Annotated in this window: 12 protein-coding genes; 8 read left to right on the forward strand and 4 right to left on the reverse strand. The window is 38.2% G+C overall.

The window, feature by feature from the left end; genetic code table 11:
• Positions 1-64: 64 nt before the first annotated feature.
• Both D1003_RS05340 and D1003_RS05345 read right to left on the reverse strand, forming a co-directional pair.
• Positions 65-1,519 (reverse strand): ATP-binding protein, encoded by a 1,455-nt coding sequence (locus tag D1003_RS05340; RefSeq protein WP_052910233.1) that lies wholly within the window; start codon positions 1,517-1,519, stop codon positions 65-67.
• Between the two features lie 121 nt (positions 1,520-1,640).
• Entirely contained in the window at positions 1,641-4,550 is a 2,910-nt protein-coding gene (locus tag D1003_RS05345) for a DEAD/DEAH box helicase family protein (protein WP_153936030.1), read from the reverse strand.
• Positions 4,551-4,713: 163 nt separating this feature from the next.
• On the opposite strand from D1003_RS05345, the gene ligA reads away from it, so the two are divergent.
• On the forward strand, positions 4,714-6,723 hold the full coding sequence (gene ligA / locus D1003_RS05350; protein WP_153936031.1) for an NAD-dependent DNA ligase LigA: 2,010 nt from the start codon (positions 4,714-4,716) through the stop codon (positions 6,721-6,723).
• Here ligA and D1003_RS05355 read toward each other — a convergent pair.
• Positions 6,720-7,337, reverse strand: a complete 618-nt coding sequence (locus tag D1003_RS05355; protein ID WP_236627946.1) for a helix-turn-helix domain-containing protein — start codon at positions 7,335-7,337, stop codon at positions 6,720-6,722. The genes ligA and D1003_RS05355 overlap by 4 nt on opposite strands.
• 94 nt (positions 7,338-7,431) lie before the next feature.
• On the opposite strand from D1003_RS05355, the gene D1003_RS05360 reads away from it, so the two are divergent.
• From D1003_RS05360 to D1003_RS05390, 7 genes are all read left to right on the forward strand, one after another.
• Positions 7,432-7,833, forward strand: a complete 402-nt coding sequence (locus tag D1003_RS05360; protein WP_014937345.1) for a hypothetical protein — start codon at positions 7,432-7,434, stop codon at positions 7,831-7,833.
• A gap of 76 nt (positions 7,834-7,909) precedes the next feature.
• Positions 7,910-8,611 (forward strand): PspA/IM30 family protein, encoded by a 702-nt coding sequence (locus D1003_RS05365; protein WP_153936032.1) that lies wholly within the window; start codon positions 7,910-7,912, stop codon positions 8,609-8,611.
• Positions 8,612-8,617: 6 nt separating this feature from the next.
• Complete coding sequence (locus tag D1003_RS05370; RefSeq protein WP_153936033.1) at positions 8,618-9,271, forward strand: hypothetical protein; 654 nt, start codon at positions 8,618-8,620, stop codon at positions 9,269-9,271.
• 51 nt (positions 9,272-9,322) lie between these two features.
• Positions 9,323-11,335 carry a flotillin family protein gene (locus D1003_RS05375; RefSeq protein WP_153936034.1) on the forward strand — a complete coding sequence of 671 codons (2,013 nt, stop codon included), beginning with the start codon at positions 9,323-9,325 and terminating at the stop codon, positions 11,333-11,335.
• A 95-nt stretch (positions 11,336-11,430) separates the two neighbouring features.
• On the forward strand, positions 11,431-16,242 hold the full coding sequence (locus tag D1003_RS05380; protein ID WP_153936035.1) for a DNA repair ATPase: 4,812 nt from the start codon (positions 11,431-11,433) through the stop codon (positions 16,240-16,242).
• 508 nt (positions 16,243-16,750) lie between these two features.
• Positions 16,751-18,868, forward strand: coding sequence for a reprolysin-like metallopeptidase (locus D1003_RS05385; RefSeq protein ID WP_153936036.1), 2,118 nt, complete (start codon positions 16,751-16,753; stop codon positions 18,866-18,868).
• A gap of 78 nt (positions 18,869-18,946) precedes the next feature.
• Positions 18,947-19,774 (forward strand): M23 family metallopeptidase, encoded by an 828-nt coding sequence (locus tag D1003_RS05390; RefSeq protein WP_153936037.1) that lies wholly within the window; start codon positions 18,947-18,949, stop codon positions 19,772-19,774.
• Positions 19,775-19,777: 3 nt separating this feature from the next.
• On the opposite strand, the gene D1003_RS05395 is transcribed toward D1003_RS05390, so the two are convergent.
• Positions 19,778-20,455, reverse strand: a complete 678-nt coding sequence (locus tag D1003_RS05395) for a TIGR02117 family protein (RefSeq protein WP_153936038.1) — start codon at positions 20,453-20,455, stop codon at positions 19,778-19,780.
• Positions 20,456-20,751: the final 296 nt, after the last annotated feature.

The raw sequence follows: 20,751 nt of genomic DNA on the forward strand, positions 1-20,751 counted from the left end.
AAAATTCCTTACGCATACTAAATAATTGGTTTTTAATAAATAAAAATACAGTATTTCAGGTTCCTTATGTTTTCTTTAATTTATATACAGCGTTAATATCTCTTATTTTATTTGTGTCTTTCTCCATAATTCCATTTTTAATAAACTCGTTAAGATATCGTCTAATTGTTTTTTCATTTGCACCTATCTTATCATCTATTTGTTTTATATTAAGTTTATGATTGATGAAAAGAGTAGATATAATTTGCTTTTGAATATCTGTGTATCTGCTCCACTGTCTTTCTATTTTATTGATAAGTTCTGCTGATATGGTTTTACTGTGTTCGCTAATCTTATTCTTAAGTATTAGATATACATTGCCATTTTGCACTCTGTATTCTGGAACAGAAAGCATAGATTTTTCCATAGATTCATAAATACGAGCTACTCCCTCATTAAGTTGCCGAACATACCCTAAATCTTCAAGTACTCTTGCTATTCTAGGGTTTCTAGCAAATCGTTCTGTTTTTATATTATCTACCGTAACCTGTGCGGGTAAAGGTCCGCTATTTGAAATTTCTATTCTATCATCAAAGTGTTTAATATAAATAGCACTCCCTTGCACATTATATGAACGATGACATAGAGCATTAACAATTCCTTCAAGCCAAGCTTCTTCTGGATATTCAGGCACTTTGATAAATTTTCCTATTTCAAGGTCTAAAAAATAGTATTCCTTTAATGTGATTTTTATAAAACGATGTAGTTCTGTAATTAAGTTTGGGATATTATTTTCAAATCGTTGATCTTTTATAACATTGTGATTTGTGCCTGTTTGAGATAAAACACCCTCATATCGTATGTAGCGAACTGATGCTGATGGAATATATTTTTCGGGGTCTTTTGAAAAAAGTAATACTGCTGATTTTTTAAAAATGTAATTGTTTTCTTTTTTAATAGCAAGATGTCTTTGTTTTAGTAACTCAAATATTTCACCTTGGTAATTTAGTTTTTGTTTATAAACCTCTAATAGCGTAGTATCAAAATCTTCAATATCAAAATCTTCTACTAACTCCTCTTCAAATCTTCTAATATTTTTATCATACTCTAATTTTCTTACCTGCTCTCTACCTAATTCTCTATTAGAGTCAGCCACTCGTAAAAAAATCTTTTCATTATCCTTACGACTAAACACACGCTCTATATCTTGTTCTACATGATATAAAAAAATTAGATTGCCGTCTATTTCTACTTCTTCTAATCTGATGTTAGACGGAGGAGTAATGTAATCATATACAATTTTTCTATAGTCGTTTAAATTAGCCACCTTCTTTAAGTCTAAAATTTGTCCATCGTCTGAAATACCGAAAACTAAGACACCACCATCCGCATTGAGCATCCCAATCAATTCTTCAGCTATTTTAGAGGGTTTGCAATCTTTTTCTCCAAAACCTTTTCGCTCAAAATATTGATTTTCTTTTTGAGTTAACAAATACTCTTTTGTAAGAATTGTATTTTCTTTAGAGATGGATATTTTCATATTTACTATATATTTTTTAGTTCCTTATTAAGGGGCTAAAGTTCCTTATGTTTTCTAATATACTATTAATTAGTTGCTTTTAATCAAAAAAATGCGTTCCTTAATTCATAACTTAATGTTCTTAATCTTCTATCAAACTTGCGAATTGGGTTTTGCTAATACGCTCTTTAAAGGATATTTTTATGGGCTGGTCTTTGTAATAGGCACTCAACGCTTCAAAATATTTTCGGGCGAAGTCTATTTTAGATTTCTCGTCGGTAGGTATTTCGGTGGAAAGCTGATAGCCTTTGGCTTCTACCACAAGGAATACCTTTTTGCCTTCTTTGGATTGTACGGCATAGCAAAAATCGGGATTGTATTCTCCCATCGGCGTTTTGATTTTTAGGCGTGGCAGTTTTCCAAAAATCTCAATACTATTCATATCGGGGTCTTTTTGTATGAGGTTTAATTCAAAATCGCTATCATACTCTATCACATCCTCAAATACCCATTTGTTTTTAAGCGGAAAGTCTTGTTCTATGGTTTTTTGGAATTTCCCTGTACTGCCAATATCTAGATAGGTTTTCCCTTGCTCTGTTTTGAACAGATTAGGCATTGCTGTGCCACTAATGCCATCGTAACGGACATTGGCTTTAAGCATTGCGACTAAATTTTTTTTGATAATTTCCGAAATTTCTTTTTGTGCCTGTGCAGGATTATTGCTAATGATTTTGCTTTTGAAATCTTTATCCAATGCGTTGAATATCTTAACCACAAAGGCAATAGGCGTTTTGGTACTACTAGAAAGTGCGCGTACCAACTCCAAATAATCCACTTGGTTTTGGTAAGAAATGGTATTGGTAATTTGCTCCGTAATGGCGTTGCTTTTCCCTATTTGGTTTATATTCAGTTCTGCACGAACGGTTTGGAGGCGAATGCTGCTGACCTCCAATCTTTCTATTTCTTGCTTTATATTGCTGATTAGTTGTTGTTCTTGTGCTTCGTTTAATGTTTCTAAGATATAGAAAGTATTTTTGTGTATGGCATTCCATAAATTTTGGAACTCCTTGAGATGCGTCGGTTTTATAAATACTTTTTTCTTCTCGCTTCTTTCTTTGCCTTTTTGTATATACGCTCCAGCATCTGTGGCAAATATATTTTCTAGCACTCTTCTTTGTTCGTCTGGCAGATTTTGCTCTCTAAGGATTTGGAGAAAATCTGGAGATTTTTCAAAAACATCAATCCCATCTACCATTGTTTTGTAGATAATCATTTTGGTATGTTCCATCGCTCGGAATAGATTCCGAATGGTAGAGTCATCAAAGTTAGATTTTGCTTTAATTCTTATTTTGAGTTCTTGCTCCGTGAAGACTTCTGCAAGTAAATAAGAATTGCTTAGTATTTCGCTCTGAATTCCCTCCACAAATCCTTTTTCCTTGTCGGATACTATCACATCTAAATTGTTTATTTCCCAAAACAACTCTTGGTCGTTCCCTAAATTCTTGAGCGTTTGTCTCTCTAAATCCTGATTAACGCAAATCCTAAGTCCACGCCCTATTTGTTGGAGTTTGGAAATATCGCTTCCCTCGTTAGAGAGTTTACATATAGTAAATACATTTGGGTTATCCCAGCCTTCTTGCAATGCCCAAATGGAAAATATAAATCGTGTAGGACTGTCAAGGGATAGGAGTTTCTTTTTGTCCTTGAGAATTTCATCAACGCCTTGTTTTATTTTGGCATCTTTGCTTCCCTTATCTCCCGAAAAGTAGCCCTTGTGTACTTGCAGTTTGCCCTCGCTGTCAAAATCTTTTTGGAGGTAAGCATAGTAAGGATTATCGGGGTCTAAACTTTGCAACAACTGGGTTCTATAACGGGTATATTCTTCTTCAAAAATGATTTTTATTTTGGGCTGGTCTCCACGATAAGCACTAATGTTGCTTTCCATAAAAAAGAGTGTAAGGGCTTTGATGCCTTTTTCAAAAAGTTTTTTCTCTTTTTCAAAATGAATTTTAATGGTTTCTTTAATCATAGCCCGTAGAGCCTCATCGGACAAAGCGTATTCTGGGCTCACGATGGTATCGTCTCCTAGTATTAGATTTTTTTTATTGATTTTCTTTATCGTTTTTCCATTAAAGACCTCTCCAGATACGAGCTTTCTCCTTACCGAAATCCCGTTGATTAAAGTATTTACAAGAGCGGTATTTTTGGACTGTATAGTTTCAATCCCCACAAGCGTATCTTCACCAGTGGCTATACCTTGTGTATAAACCACAATTTTCTTAACCAAACTCTGCCGAAACGATGATATACTGTCTAATACATACGCCACATTAGACAAAGACAAGCTGTCTTTTTTCTTCGGAAAAGTAGCACCAAAACGAAGGTAATAATTATCAAATCCTTCAAAATATTTTTTAAACGCATCGCCTTCAAAACGGTGAGGTTCGTCCATTATAATAATGGGATTAAGGCGTTTTAGGCACTCTAAGTAAGTTTTAGGCGATTTTTGCTCACTTTCAAACAAAGTAGGTGTATGTATTTCTTTGTCTAACGGACGGTTCAATATATTATCACTACTATTGAAAGAACTTGGCGTCATTACCAAAACGGATAAGTGATTAGCCATTATAAATTGCCTTACCGCAGAAATATTACCACCTTCGTAAACGAAAGTTTCAATCTCCTTATCCCTTTCGTTGGCGTAGAGACTTCTGAAATAGGTTTTGGTATCTTCTAAGTTGGTCTTAGTACCCTCTCGGATAGGAACCGTAGGCACTAGAATGATAAACTTCTTATATCCAAAGTTTTTACTTAACTCAAAGATAGTTTTAATAAAAGTAAATGTTTTTCCCGTTCCCGTCTCCATCATTACATCTATATTCCTAGTTTCTTGGACAGGGAAATTATATAAATGTGTCTCTTGATGGGTTTGCAATGCTTTTGTGAAGGGTACTCCATCTCTGAAATTTTCAAACAGACTAATGATGTTCCCAACACAATCTTCTTGATATGCTTGTACTTCGTACTGAAACTGTTTTACTTCTGCCCTCATTTACTTTCTTAAAGTTTTCAATGGGGTCAAAGATAACTCATTTCTGTCGTTTTATTAAACAAGAACCAATAAAAATAATTTAAAATTACCTTCAAGCATATTCATTTTTTTTAACAGAATATAATCTTTTTTATAAATTTGCCACCAAGTAAAAAAAATAAAAATGCTCCAAGAAGATATAAGGCGCAGAATAGAGAACCTTAGAGAAACTCTGCACCAGCATAATTATAATTACTATGTTCTAGACACTCCAGGTATTTCTGATTATGAATTTGATGTAATGCTGGAAGAACTAAAAAACCTAGAGCTAGCTCACCCCGAATTTGCAGATGATAACTCTCCCACACAAAGAGTAGGTGGTAACATTACCAAAAATTTCCCCACGGTAGAACACCGTCACAGAATGTATTCCTTAGATAATTCTTATAACTTCGAAGACCTATCCGACTGGCAAAACAGACTGATTAAAAGTTTAGATACAACCGATATAGAATATGTAGCAGAACTAAAGTATGATGGAGCATCTATTTCTATACTTTATGAAAACGGTGCATTCAAGCAAGCGGTTACTAGAGGCGATGGTTTCCAAGGCGACGAAATTACAGCCAATGTAAAAACCATTTCGGATATTCCGCTAAAAATCAAAGGAGAATACCCTAACACCTTCTACATCAGAGGAGAAATATATCTCACAAAAAAACACTTCAACCTCATCAATAAAGCTAGAGAAAAAGAGGGTTTAGACCTTTTTATGAATCCTAGAAATACCGCTAGCGGAAGCCTTAAAATGCAGGACAGCACAGAGGTCAGAAAAAGAAAACTTTCGGCAGTACTCTACCAAGTAGTAGCAGAAGACACTCCTGTAAAAACACACTGGGAACTACTAGAACAAACTAAAGACTGGGGATTTAAAACATCTCAACAAGCTAAACTCTGTAAAAATCTAGATGAAGTAAAAGATTTTATTGACTATTGGGACAAAGAAAGACAACATCTTGATTTTGAAATAGACGGGATTGTAATTAAAGTCAATAATCTTAATCAACAACAGCTACTAGGCTACACTGCCAAATCTCCAAGATGGGCAATGGCTCATAAATTTAAAGCAGAAAAAGTAGAAACACAATTAGAAAGCATTTCTTATCAGGTGGGACGTACTGGGGCCATAACCCCTGTAGCTAATCTAAGACCCGTACTTCTGGCAGGGACAATCGTAAAACGAGCCTCTCTACACAATGAGGATATTATAAGGAAACTCAATCTACACACTCAAGACTTTGTTTATGTAGAAAAAGGTGGAGAAATTATTCCCAAAATAGTGGGCGTTAATGAAGAAAAAAGATTGCCAAATGCAACGTTGGTAGCCTACATCAGCCACTGTCCAGAGTGCCATATGCCACTAGTGAGAAACGAAGGAGAAGCCGCACATTTTTGTCCCAACGAAACCCATTGCCCTCCACAAGTAATAGGAAAAATGATACACTATGTTTCTAGAAAAGCTCTCAATATAGAAAATTTAGGCTCCGAAACTATAGAACAACTTTTCAGAGAGGGACTTATTTCCAACATTGCCGATTTTTATACTCTTACTAAAGAGCAGCTACTCCCCTTAGATAGAATGGCAGAAAAGTCTGCACAAAATATTTTGGACGGCATTGAAAAATCCAAACAAATTCCATTTGAAAAAGTGCTATTTGGCTTAGGCATTAAGCACGTAGGCGAAACTGTAGCCAAAAAGTTGGTAAAAAACTTCCGTTCTATTGAAGGGTTAAAAAAAGCCACCCTAGAAGAGCTTACAGAGGTAGAAGATGTGGGTATAAAGATAGCTGAAAGTCTCGTCAATTATTTTCAGAATGAAGAAAATATTGAAATCTTAGATAGATTGAAATCTTACGGTATCCAACTAGAACAAGAAGAAAACACCAACACAAAAGTAAGTGATGTTTTAGAAGGTAAAACCTTTTTATTTACGGGTAAATTATCACTATTTACCAGAGAACAAGCCGAAGAAATGGTAGAAAAATACGGTGGCAAAAATATTTCTGCTGTATCCAAAAACCTCAACTATTTGGTAGTGGGCGAAAAGGCAGGGAGCAAACTTAAAAAAGCCCAAACTCTAGGCACTGTAACCATATTAGACGAACAAGAATTTTTGGATTTAATAGATAGTTAAGATATTTTTAGTGTTTTTTCTATATATTCTAACCTATTCATTATATCATTGATAAGACTGGTACTTTGATTAGAATAAATACAGCCTACAATTAAAAAGCATTCCTCATCTACATTAGGAACACAGCTTATATAAGACTTTTCAGAAGTGATGATAAGGTATTGTCCCTTGTTTCTGTCTTTTTCGTAATTTTTTCTAAGCAACAAGATATCCTTATCCTGATAAAAAGGATTATCCTCTATTTTAGAAGTTACTTCCAAAGAATACTCCACATTCGCGAACAGAGATTGTTCAACTTTAATCGGATAAAATTCTTTTTTATTTTCGATAATATTTTCTTTCTTATAGATTAAATCTTCTACTTCCTCAAAATTAGCTAATTGATTAACCGTAAGAGGCTTAGATATTAAATCATCTGTTTTCATATCTAAAAACTGTGCAATTCTAAGGAGAGTTTCCACCTTAGGTTCAGCTCTACCATCTTCGTAAGAACTTATAATTCCTCGTGTTAAATTCAGCATATCCGCAAATGCTTGTTGAGAAAGCCCTTTTATTTGCCTTATTTTTTTTATATTAGTACCGAAATAAGTCATAATTGCTAATATTTTATGCAAAACTAAAAAATATTTTTCTCTTTAATGTTAAAAATATTTGCAATTTTAATTTTTATAATTATATTTGCATAAAATATTAGCAAAATTATTAACTATGAAACAGCTTAATTTATTTCAAACCATTAAAGAATGGTTATTAGAGTGGGAGTTTCAGCTCATATACGAGAGTGCAGACAATAAAGTATTCATCATTGAAAAAGAAACAGATGGCATTAAAAATATGATGATAGCCATTGCTCCACAAATCCTCATCGTAGAACAGTTTCTATTTTATTGCAAAAATAATAAGCAAAATATATTTAAGGAACTTCTAATTAAGAATAGAGATATTGTTCACGGAGCTTTTGTACTAGATGAAACAGGAGAAAAGGTAATTTTTCGCAACACTTTGCAAACAGAGAATTTGGACCAAAACGAGCTTATGTCAACCATAAATTCACTAAGTTTATTATTAAGTGAGTATTCATCGGAAATGATAGAATATAGTAAAGATTAGCACTATGGCATACTTACTCGTTACCTTAATTTACTTTATCTTAGAATTATTATTAACCTAATTAAAAAAATAAAAAATGAACATACTTAAAAGACTTTTCAGAATAGGCAATGCAGAAACTCACGCTGCAATAGATAAATTAGAAGATCCTATTAAAATGACCGAACAGGGCATTAGAGAAATGAAAGACCAGCTAAGCAAAAGCATAGATGCTCTAGCTCAAGTGAAAGCCTTAGCAATAAGAAGAAAAAACGAACAAACAGCCTTAGAGAACCAAGCGGAAGAGTATCAAAGTAAAGCCATTATTCTTGTTCAAAAAGGAATGAAGGAAGAAATGCCAACCGAAGAGGCGGATAGATTAGCTAAGGAAGCTCTTAAAAAGAAGGAACTTTCTTTAGCCGATTCTAAAATCGCAGAAACCGACCGTAAAAAATTAGAAAGTGATGTTGAGAAAATGCAAGCAAATATCAACACGCTTAAATCTAACATTGCCAAATGGGAAGGCGAACTAAAAACTCTAAAAGCAAGAGTACAGGTAAGCCAAGCAACTAAAGATATTAACCAAAAAATGTCTCAACTTTCAAACGATAGTACCATCGGTATGTTAGAAAAAATGAAAGAAAAAGTACTTCAGCAAGAAGCTGTCGCAGATGCTTATGGAGAAATAGCCAATGCTAGCAAAAGTATAGATGAGGAAATAAATCAAGCAGCGGATACTTCTAATGCAAAAGCAGAAACAGCATTAGCAGCACTGAAAGAACAACTTAAAAATTCCTAATCCACAATGACTATCCGAGAGCTTATAGAAGTATCTTTCAATCCAGCCAATACTGTACTAAGCATATTACTCATTTTAAGCGTATTGTATTGGCTTCTCACTATATTTTCTGGCTTAGGAGACTTTGATTTAGACCTAGATTTAGAATCTGATAGTATAGCTGTTAAAAATCCAGATGGCACGCTAGAAGTACCTCATGAACCCTCTGCTTTTATTCAGTTTCTAAAGTTTTTAAACTTAGATATTGTTCCTATCACCTTCTTTTTAACCCTAGTATTGCTTTTTACTTGGCTTATCAATGTTAATATCAGTTACTTTATTATGTTACCACAATGGGCATATTTTATAACGATATTTCCTGCTTTTTTTATAAGTTTGTTTATCAGTAAATATATGTCTATGCCTTTAAAACCAATATTTAAAGAAATTAATCATAAAGGAGAAATAGCATACGACTATTTAGGGAGAGTAGGCACACTAAAATCTAGTATAGAACAAGATAAAATAGGTATGATAGAACTAGTTATCAACCAAAACCCAATTAAGCTATTAGTAAAAAGCAAAAACGGAATACCTTTAAAAGAAAACGACAAAGTCATCATCATAGATGAACATCTTGATAAAAAATATTATTTCGTAGAGAAATACTATGAGCTTTAATAACCAAAATCATGAAAAACAAACTATCATTAAAAAATAAATTAAACTAATATGACAACATTCTACATTAGCGTTGCTGTAATTGCTATTGCAACTTTAGGGCTTATCTTTTGGATTTTATCCATGTACAAAAAAACAGTACAGGGCGTAGTATTACTCAGAACAGGATACGGAGGTGCCAAAGTGTTCTTTAATGCAGGAGTGGTAATCCCAATTATCCACAGATTAGAGCAAATGGATATTTCTGTTAAAAAATTAGAAATTGCTAGAGAAGGAAAAGATGGATTGATTTGCAAGGATAATATGCGTGCTGATATTCAAGTAGCCTTCTTTGTAAGAGTAAATAAATCTGTAGATGACATCATCAATGTAGGACAAACCATTGGTTGCCAAAGAGCCTCCGATATATCTACCCTTAGAGAACTTTTTGAAGCAAAATTTTCGGAAGCTCTAAAAACTGTTGGTAAAAAATTTGATTTCATCGAACTTTACGAAGCCAGAAGTGAGTTTAGACAAGAAATATTAAACATCATCGGAACCGACCTTAATGGCTATGTACTAGACGACTGTGCCATAGACTATTTAGAACAAACCAAAATTGAATATCTTAACAAAGATAACATCTTAGATTCCGAAGGTATTAAAAAAATTACAGAACTCACGGCTTCTCAGAATATAAAGGCTAACCTTGTAAGAAGAGAAGAAGAAAAAACCATAAAAAAACAAGATGTAGAAGCTAGAGAGGCTATCTTAGAATTAGAAAAACAATTAGCCGAAAAAGAAGAAACACAAAAAAGGGAGGTTGAAAACATCAAGGCGAGAGAAAACGCAGAAATCCTGAAAGTAGCTGAAGAGGAAAGATTAAAATACGAATCTGTACGAATTGCAACAGAAGAAGCGCTACAAATTGCAGAAGAAAACAAACAAAGACAAGTGGTAATCGCTGCTAAAAACAAGGAAAGAGCCGACTTGGTAGAAACCGAAAGAGTACAGAAGGATAAAATGCTAGAAGCTACAGAAAGAGAAAGAATTGTAGCTTTAGCTGACATAGAAAAAGATAAGGCAGTAGAACTAGAGAAGAAAAACATTCAAGATGTTATCCGAGAAAGACTAGCCAAAGAAAAAACAGTAGTAGAAGAACAACAAAACATCTACGATGTAGAAGCACTTAAATCTGCAGAAAGAGACAAACAAGTACAACTCATTATAGCTGCAAGAGAAGCAGAAGAAAGACTCATCGCAGAAACAAAAGCAGCAGAAGCAAGAAAACTCGCTGCCGAAAAAGATGCTCAAAAATATGTAATTGAAGCACAAGCCAAAAGAGATGCCGCCGAAAAAGAAGCCGAAGCAAGAAAAATAATTGCAGATGCCCTTGCAAAAGAGGAAGCTACCATAGGATTATCAGAAGCTCAAGTGATGCACGCAAAAGCTGAAGCATCAGAAAGACAAGGTATTGTAGATGCCAACATCATAGAGAAAAAAGCTCAGGCTAAGAAGATAGAAGGTCTAGCCGAAGCTGATGTAATTAAAGAAAAAGCACTAGCCGAAGCCGCAGGTATCACCGAAAAAGCCGAAGCTATGAAAAAACTCAACGATGCTGGAAAAGAACACGAAGAGTTCAGATTGAAATTAGCTAAGGAGAAAGAGGTAGAATTAGCTGAAATAAACATTCAGAAAGAGATAGCCCAAGCTCAAGCACAGGTGCTAGGAGAAGCCTTTAAAACAGCGAAAATAGACATTGTAGGAGGCGACCACTCTTTCTTTGATAATGTTGTAAGACAAATTTCGGCTGGTAAAGGAATAGATAAACTTATCCAACACAGCGAAAATGCACAGATTTTAAAAGAATCTCTACTAGATTCTGATAACGAAAACAATCTGATAGGAAAGGTAATGCAGATGGTAGAAAAGTATAAAATTTCTTCAGAAGATATTAAAAACCTAAGCATTGCTTCTCTCATCTTCAAGCTCAAAGGGGTTGCAGAACCACAAGAGCAAGGTCTTCTCACCAGAGCTTTAGATGTAGCCAAACACTTAGGCATCCAAGATAAACCTATCAGATAGAAAATAAAACTCCGCTCACTTAAAATGTGGGCGGACTTTTATCCCTTTATTTCAGATTCTAACATTATTATCAACCATAAATCGTAGCTCATAAAATGTCAAAGGACAATCTACAATCAGGTACTTACGAGATTATTCAGAACCGACTTAACGAACAGAAAAACCATCTTTCTCATAAACTCGCTGCCCTTAATGAAGACCGAAAGAAAGTATTTGGAGGAATAGACTTCTCACTGATTGCCAACGAACGAATTTCTACGGAACAATCGTGTAAGATAAAAGACCTATTTGCCGTTAACCATCTGTGCATCGTAGGTTATAATACCCACTTAGGTCTGAAAACAGAAGTGGAAGTTACTGATGTATTTGCCCTTTATGCCTTTCAAGAAAATCGTTTTGAGCCACAACCCATCACTTTTCTAGATGATGCCAATTTTGTACAAGAGTTCAAAAATCTTTACAAATATTATAGAAACACCCAATTCGTTAGGTTCTATTATACCCAAAATTATCTTTACTTCGTATTTCAGCTCTCTGCAAATGCTTCGGATATTAAGGCTTTTAAATGGTTAATAAAAGACAACGAACTGCACTTTATAGATTCTAGAAGTGCTTCGGAGGTAAAGTATCCTCCACAGCACGAGTTCCAGTGGGTTAAAGCCACTAGAGATATGCACCGTACAGGTAGGCACCCGCACATTTCTCTGGCAGACAAGGTTTTTGTGGAAGCCATAGGCGGAGATATTACCATTAAAGTGGAAGATAATACCCAAACAGGCAAAGGAATTTACAGCGAACCCGTAGCTCATAAAGACCAAACGCTAGACGATGCCGAAGTACACTTTTTTGATTATGACAACCTCGTATTATTCAAAATAAAACCTTACCAAGAAGACGAACGCTACTTTATATACAACCATAAAGAGAAAAAGGTAAAGCGTGTAGATAGCCTCAAACATTCGGCTATACTTCTTCCCGAGAACCAAGGCGTTATTTACTCCAACGGATTTGCCCTCCAAACAGGCGAAATAAAGGTGATAGAAACCGAAGAGAAAAATATTTTCTTTGACAGAAAGATAACTGCCAGCAACGGAGAAAACTTCCTCTTCGCTTTTTATGACGAAACTTCTAATGATTACGCTCTTATCCCTTATAACATCATCAATCAGACCATAGATACGCCTATCTATTGTAATGGTTTCAGCCTTTTTGACAACGGTATCCTAGCCTACCTTAAAAATACCGAGGAAAGCAAAAACCATCTAGTACAGCTATGGCAAACGCCTTTTACCAAAGAACTTGTCATTAGTGAAACTCTTAGAGAAAACGAGCTTTTTAAGATTGGCAACAAAGACCTCGTAAAGGCTATGGCAGACTGCCAAGAGCTTATAGTGCTACTCAACAAAAAAGACTCTTACGCAGGGCTATATACCGATATTGTAAAAAGAGCCACTTCCATTCTAGACAACTACTATTTTTTGGATAAAGAAAGTGTAAAGCATCTATCGGAGCCTATATCAGAAATCCGAAAGATAGCTCACGCCGCCATTAACGAGTATGAAAAGGTGGTAGAAATCCGAAAAAACACACAAGCCGCATTAGATACTTTAGAAGAAAAGTTTAAGCAACTGCTTTCGCAGACCTCGCTGGTAAACTATACCGCTTTGCACCAGTTTATAGAAACCCTGTCGGAAATAAGAACCTTAAGGGGCGAAATGATAAGTGCCAAAGAACTACAATATTCCGACCTGCCCAAAATAGAAGCGTGGGAGCAACAGCTTAATGAAAGGGCTGACGAACTCGCAGCACAATGCGTTCAGTTTTTGTTACAAGACGATGCTTTGGTGGTTTACGAGGACAAGATAAATGCACTTATTAGCGAAACGCAGCAGTTATCCAAATCGGTGGAGGCTAAGAATATAGAGCAAAGCCTAGACGAACTCGCACTACAGCTAGAACTATTGGTAAACATCGTTAACAATTTAAAGATAGACGATGCCTCCCATTCTACCCAAATCATAGAAAAAATTTCGGTGATTTTCTCGCAAATCAACCAGCAGAGAATAGAACTTAACAACAAGAAAAGAGAAATTTCTGGAACAGAGCTTTCCGCAGATTTCAAAGCTCAAATTACATTGTTTGACCAAGCCTCCATCAACTTCCTAGAGTTGGCAAACACCCCAGATAAGGCAGACGAATACCTTACCAAACTCTCCATACAACTAGAAGAACTAGAGACCAAATTCATAGACTTCGAGGAGTTTATACAGATAATCGCCGATAAGAGAGAGGAAGTTTACACCCATTTTCAGAACAAAATGGTGCAGCTTACCGAGGCTCAAAACAGAAGAACACAAAACCTATTTCAGTCTGGAGAGCGAATCTTGAAGAGCATCATCAGCAAAGCCGAATCTTTTGATACAGAAGTGGAAATCAACGGCTATTTCGCTTCCGATTTGATGGTGGACAAACTAAGAGAACTCGTTGCCCAGCTTAACGATTTACAGGATAGCAACAAAGCCGAAGAACTACAAACCCACCTAAAAACAGCTCAACAAGACGCTATACGCAAACTTAAAGACAAAAAGGAAATCTATACCGATGGCGAGAATACCATTAACTTCGGCAAGTACCAGTTTGCGGTTAATCAGCAGAAGCTAGACCTTAGCTTAGTGCTAAGACAAGGAGCCTACTACTACCATATTACTGGGACGAGCTTCTACGAACCATTGGCTTTTGAGGCGATACAAGATTATCAAGAGGTATGGCATCAAGAATTTGTTTCGGAAAATACAGAGGTGAAAAAGATGGAATACCTCGCTTGGGAAATCTTCCTTAAAAACCCCGCTATTTCGTCCGAAGAAACCAACCGACTGCTCATAGAGCAATTCCTCAAAAATCACTTTGGAGAAGGCTTAGTAAAAGGCGTACACGATGAAGATGCCCTACTGATTCTCACCAAACTACAACAGCTCAACAACCACTTAGGACTCCTTAGATACAACCCGTCCGAGAGGGCTTTGGCACAGCTATTTTGGTTCTTCCTTGCCCCAGAAGAAAAGGTATTTTACGAGAAACAGTTTTCGGCAGTACACCTACTATCGGACACCTTTGCCAACTCTAAGCAGTTTACCTACCTCAACGCTACCCTATCCCAAAAGATAGACGATTTTAATAAAGACTTCCAAGGCTTCTGCCACACCTCTGCCTATAACGCTGCCGTGTACCTCAAGAAAGAGGACCGAAACCGCTTTGTAATCTCAAAAGAAGCAGCAGAACTCTATCAGAAATTCGTTAACGGATTAAAAGAAAAAGGCAAAGACCTCGTGTTCAGTCAGCAAATAGAAGATTTGCACCACTACCCTTCGGCGTGTTATGATATTGTAGAAAATGCCCTAAAAACCTTCCTCCTTGCCGAGCATACAGAAGCAAGCCAAATGGTTATAGAGGAGGCTTCTGCATTTATCATTACCCAAAACTTCCACGAGAACCAAATCTCCACAGTAAGCCACACCGAAGCCATTGCAGGGCTAAAGTCTTTGGATACCAATACAGAATATATTTTAGACTTCCACGACTTCAGCCAAAGGCTAAGCTACTACCACCAGAACATCATTCCTAAGTTCACCGAGCTACAAAAGCTAAAGAAAGAATGGATAGAGAAGAAGAAAAAGGAACTAAAGCTCAGCTCGTTCAAGACCTCGGTGCTTAGCTCTTTCGTGAGAAACAAACTCATTAACGAGGTGTACTTCAACCTCATTGGAGCCAACCTCGCAAAGCAAATAGGAGCTTTGGGAGAACAAAAGAGAACCGACCGAATGGGAATGCTGCTCTTGGTATCGCCTCCAGGCTACGGTAAAACTACGCTGATGGAGTATGTGGCAGACCGAATGGGCTTGGTGTTTATGAAAATCAACGGACCTGCCATCGGGCACGAAATTACCTCTACCGACCCTAGCGAAGCCAAAAATGCAGGAGCTAGACAGGAACTAGAAAAGCTCAACCTCGCCCTAGAAATGGCAGATAATGTAATGCTGTACCTAGACGACATACAACACTGCAACCCCGAGTTTTTACAAAAATTCATTTCCTTAGCAGATGGGCAACGAAAAATAGAAGGCATCTACAACGGCGTTTCTAAAACCTACGATATGCGCTCCAAAAGGTTCTGCCTAGTAATGGCGGGCAACCCATATACGGAAAGCGGCGACAAGTTCCAAATCCCAGATATGCTGGCCAACCGTGCCGACATCTATAACCTAGGCGACATATCAGGCACACAAACAGACCTATTTGAGCTTAGCCTTATCGAAAACGCCATTACCTCCAACCCTTACCTCACTAGGCTTACCCAACCCGCCTACCAAAACCTATATCAGCTCTACGACGCCATACAAAACCAAACGCCAGACCCTACCATAGAAGGCAACTTTACGGCACAAGAGATAGCCGACTTTAGAGCCGTTTTGGAGAAAATCATACAAATAAGGCAGGTCGTACTGCAAGTCAATTCCCAGTACATACAATCCGCCGCTATGGAAGACGATTACAGAACAGAGCCCGCATTTAAGCTACAAGGCTCCTACCGAGATATGAGCAAGCTAGTTACCAAAGTACAGCCCATACTCTCCGAGGCAGAAGTACAGGCACTTATCCTAGAACACTACCAAAACGAATCCCAAACCCTCACCACAGGTGCAGAAGCCAACCTACTCAAACTAAAAGAAATGATGGCACTCCTTACCGAAACCGAAGCCACCAGATGGCACCACATACAAGAAACCTTCCAGAAGAACAAGCGTCTCAAAGGACTAGGCGAGAACGATAGAATGGCACAAATAGCCGCATTACTTGCCGAGTTTTCGGACGGACTAAAGGGGATACAAGAAGTTCTAAAGAGAAGCTAGCTCCACCATCTTATTTACAGGGGCGTATCCCTCGCCAGTGCTTAAGCCCGCTGCTCGGGTCGGGCTATCCGCTATTACTCCTCGCCACAGCCCACGCACGGTGCCTACCCTCTGTGGCTGTGGGGTAGCCGCTCCTATCCCTTACGCACCCCACCCCCTAGCCACAGTGCCAAGCCCCACGCTCCACCACTACTTTGCAACCACCACGCACACCCCCCAAAACAAAAAACACCCTCCCCGAAGCCCATTTCATTCCATCGAGGAGCAAAATTTTTTCCATCAGCCTCGCGTGATTTTTCCGTCGGCCTCGCGTAAAATTTCCATCGGGCAGGAAATTTTACGCGAGACCGACGCAGTGAAAAGACTTGATACCGTAAGATAAACCTAGTATACAATCACCAATATTACTACCTTTGACAGCACAACCAAATTATCAAAAGTTTTCAGATATTCTCTATTTTTAATTGGAAACGAAAATTTGTACCTTTGTCCCCCTTTTGTTGAAACAATGATGAATAAATCCACTATTTTTTTACTGCTCAACTTTTTATTTCTCGGTTTATACAATGTAATAGCACAGACAAAAGACTCCGCTACAATTAAGCTCCTAAATGACTGTGCCCAGTCCAAGGAAACTTTAATTTGGAAAAAAAGCTCCTCCACTCCCTCCCAAAAAGATATTAGTGTCTACTTGGGTTACAATATAAACAACCAACTGACCGTAGTGGCTTCTATACAAGGGACTAATGTAGAATGTAGTAATGTAGGAGAACACAATGATGAACACTACTGCCCTGTGGAAGCAGAAAAAAAGGAACCTTCTCGCAAAAGAAGAGACCTAAACAACCTAGAAAACAGAACCCTACAAAACATCAGCTCTGACGAAACTTTGCTCTTCAAAGACAATGTACTAAGAACTTACAGACTGGCTCTTGCCATTGCGCCCACGATTTTCAAAAGTCAAATATTTGATAGTAGTAACGATAAAGTCTACACCTTTTGGAGCCGAGTGGAAGCGTACCTAAATGAACTCTACCTTAGAGATGTTGGCGTTAAGTTTGAGGTAATTGCAGACGATAGGCTTATCAACATAAGTCAATATCCTAATGATAATGTTTATAATGCCTCTACTCTAATTAGCAGCTCTACAAGCGTTATAAATCAACTCATTGGAACAGAAAATTACGATATAGGACTTGTAGTTGCCAACATTAACTATAATGGATTGGCAAGACTGGGAGGTGCTTATATCAATTATGAGAAAGCAAGAGCAACCGCTAGACCTCTCTTAGCCTCCATCGCCCACGAGATAGGACACCTCTTTGGTGCAGACCATACCTTTACTGAACCCAACTCTGGCTCTGGGTCGATACAAACGGAACCATTGAGGGGAACCTCTATTATGAGTTATGGTAATCCGAGAGATTTCTTTTCGCTCCCTAGTGTCTATCAAATTAAGAAACGACTTACCCAAACGCCTTATTATACAGATAGAGAAAGAACCACTGTGGTTGGCGAAACTACCCTACTCTCCAATATCCCTTACGGCGAAGTCCTCAACAATACCGCTCCCGTAATCCTCAATAATTTTGAATCTACCTATACCATACCCCTCAACACTTGTTTTGAGTTTGATATTGAAGCCTCCGACCAAGATGGCGACCGCCTCTTCTACCTAGCCCACCAGTCTGACTTCAACCCTTCACGGCTACGCCCTCGAAGACAAGCTCTTTTTGTATCCCGAAAAATGAGTCCAAACTCTGTGGTAGAATTTAAAGACGAATATGTCGATGGATTTTACTTGTTTGGCTTACCCTCCTCTTCATCGGGAGCTATTGCAGATTTTTGGGTTGCCGTAGCCGACCAAAAGGCAAACCCTAACACCCCTCATATCACAATGTATGATGTTAAAAACATTACGGTTATGGCCAACCCGAGCTATAAACCATTTCGCATTACCTCCACCCTACAACCGAGCTATAACGGAGGAGAAACGATTCCACTGACTTGGGAAATGGACGAAAGTATGAGGGCTCAATACGATAAGGTAAGCATCTCTATCTCCAACGATTTTGGAAAGACTTATACGCTTTTGGCCGATGATGTCCCGAATACTGGGCAATACCAACTCACCTTGCCCAACAGAAGTATAGGTACCGTTTCTGTACGAGATAGAGAGGTCCCTGCGGGTATCATCAAAATAAAACCTAAGAACAGCATCATCTTCGCTCTGACCAATTACCAACCCTACACTTCTAATGAGCCTGATGCTACGGTATTAGGTGGTTTTACGCTTACCCCTACAGCAGCCATCAGTACTCCTAAAAGCAAATGCCACAAGCCTGCCAACACCTCCAAAGAGGCTCTACCTACCAAAGTTGTTATCTCTACCCTTAGTAATAACGACCAAATTACAAATAGCTCCAAAGGAGGCTTTATAAAATTGGTATCTCATAACAAACCTTTCGTCATCACAAGGCTCACTACCGACGAAAGGGACCAAATAGCAGACCCCAAAGAAGGTATGCTGATATGGAACACTACCAAACAATGTTTGGAGCTTTATAAAGACTTCGGCTCTGGTACTATGCAGTGGGATTGTATTACTGAAGGCTGCAATGAGTAGACAAAAGTTTATCACTTTTTAACCCATAAGAACACAATTATTAAGGCTAAAACTCGTTAAACTGTACTAAATTCGCTAATGAAAAATATCAATAATAAATATATATTAGGAGGGCTATTTTTAGTAGTGCTACTCCAGTCGCTTTTTATAGTTAAACTCTATTCCGAAAAAGACGACAAAGCCTACGAAGTTAATCTCGTTAAAATCAACACCCAAAAGGATAGTGTAGACTACTCCAAAATGAAGCAAGATTTAGGACTTATACACAAGACTGTAAAGGATTTGCATCGTTTCTTAGCTTCTAAGCAAGTGGTTAATTCTAACCTAGAAAACCTCGCTCAAGACAGCCTCAACAATAGTGTTTACCTCGCCAAAACGGCTAACAGATACAGCCAATACTTGGTAGATTTACAAGAGAAACTCCAGACTGTACCACTGGGCATACCTACGGAGGGCTATATATCATCTCATTTTGGGAAAAGAAAAAATCCTATCTCACCCCAAACCGCTTTGGCTTCTGTAAAGCCTTCTGCTAAAGCGAATACAGACTCTACCGCTACCAAAACCAGCACCACCCCAAAAGAGCCAGAGCAAATGCAATTTCATAAAGGGATAGACATTGCGGTAGGCATTGGTAAAGACATCAAAAGTGCCGCTGCGGGAACTATCCTTTTTGCAGGAGAGAAAAGTGGCTACGGCAAATGCGTGATTATCTCTCACGGCAACGGACTAGCCACTCTCTACGGACACCTCTCGCAAGTCTTGGTAAAGGCTAACGATAAGATAAAAGCAGGAGAAACCATTGCCAAATCAGGAAATACAGGACGCTCCACAGGACCGCACTTGCATTACGAAGTCCACAAGAACGGTACTCCTGTTAATCCGAAGTTATTTTTAACCCTTTAGAGGCTATCGGTAGTGCCTGAAAATACCGAAATCTGTAGGTGTCCACAGTGCTGCCTTTTGCCCCGCCGCCTTTAGACCATTATTTGCCCAAGTGTTGCAGGTATGCATAAAACTATAACTGCCTTTAGCCTCGTAGAAGGCGTCGTTAGCGCCATACACCGCATCGGTTTCTATGAGTATCGTCTTGCCGCTTTCATCGGTATCGAAACTTTCCTTTACAAAGCGAACAAGGTTAGCATATTGCGTTTCTGTAAGCATTATTTTCTTGCAATCTTCGCCTTCTTTCATTTTAGCGTAGTAAGTACAGTGCATTGCCGACTCGCCCAGCCCAAATGCCGCATTAAACGCCGTAGAAAACTTTAAGTCTGCCCATTCTGGCGTATCTAGGTAGAAGCCTTTATCTCCCCAGCCTACTGCTAGATAGGGTAAGTTTTCGTTTTGCGAACGCGTATTTTTGTAAGGCACCACCTCGCTCCAATTAACGAGTGGCGTCTGGGTAGGCATCACCAAATCGGTATGGACGCCATTGGTATAGATGTAAATAGGAATGGTCTTCGCCTCACTCACCCGCTCCTCCGAAACAGGTATCAGCGGCAATAGCAGCGCTAGCAATACATACACCGCCACAAAGCCTACCACAACACCCAGTGCCTTTAGTAGGAAGAACAATAGCTTTTTCATTTTTCATCAGAATTATAGACCACGAAGATAGCTTTTTATTTTATTCACAGGCACCTCTCTCTCCAAAAACTTGCACATTTCCCAAAAAAAATTACAGGGCGTCCCCCTCGCCAACGCTTAAACCCGCCGCTCGGGTCGGGCTATCCGCTATTACTCCTCGCCACAGCCCTCGCACGGTGCCTACCCTCTGTGGCTGCGGGGTAGCCGCTCCTATCCCTTACGCACTCCCCGCTCCAATCATTCCACCGAAACCTACTTTCCACACCTCCATACCCTACCGTTACCACAATGCCCAA

The sequence above is a fragment of the Riemerella anatipestifer genome (assembly GCF_009663465.1).
GTDB classification, from domain to species: Bacteria; Bacteroidota; Bacteroidia; order Flavobacteriales; family Weeksellaceae; genus Riemerella; species Riemerella anatipestifer_C.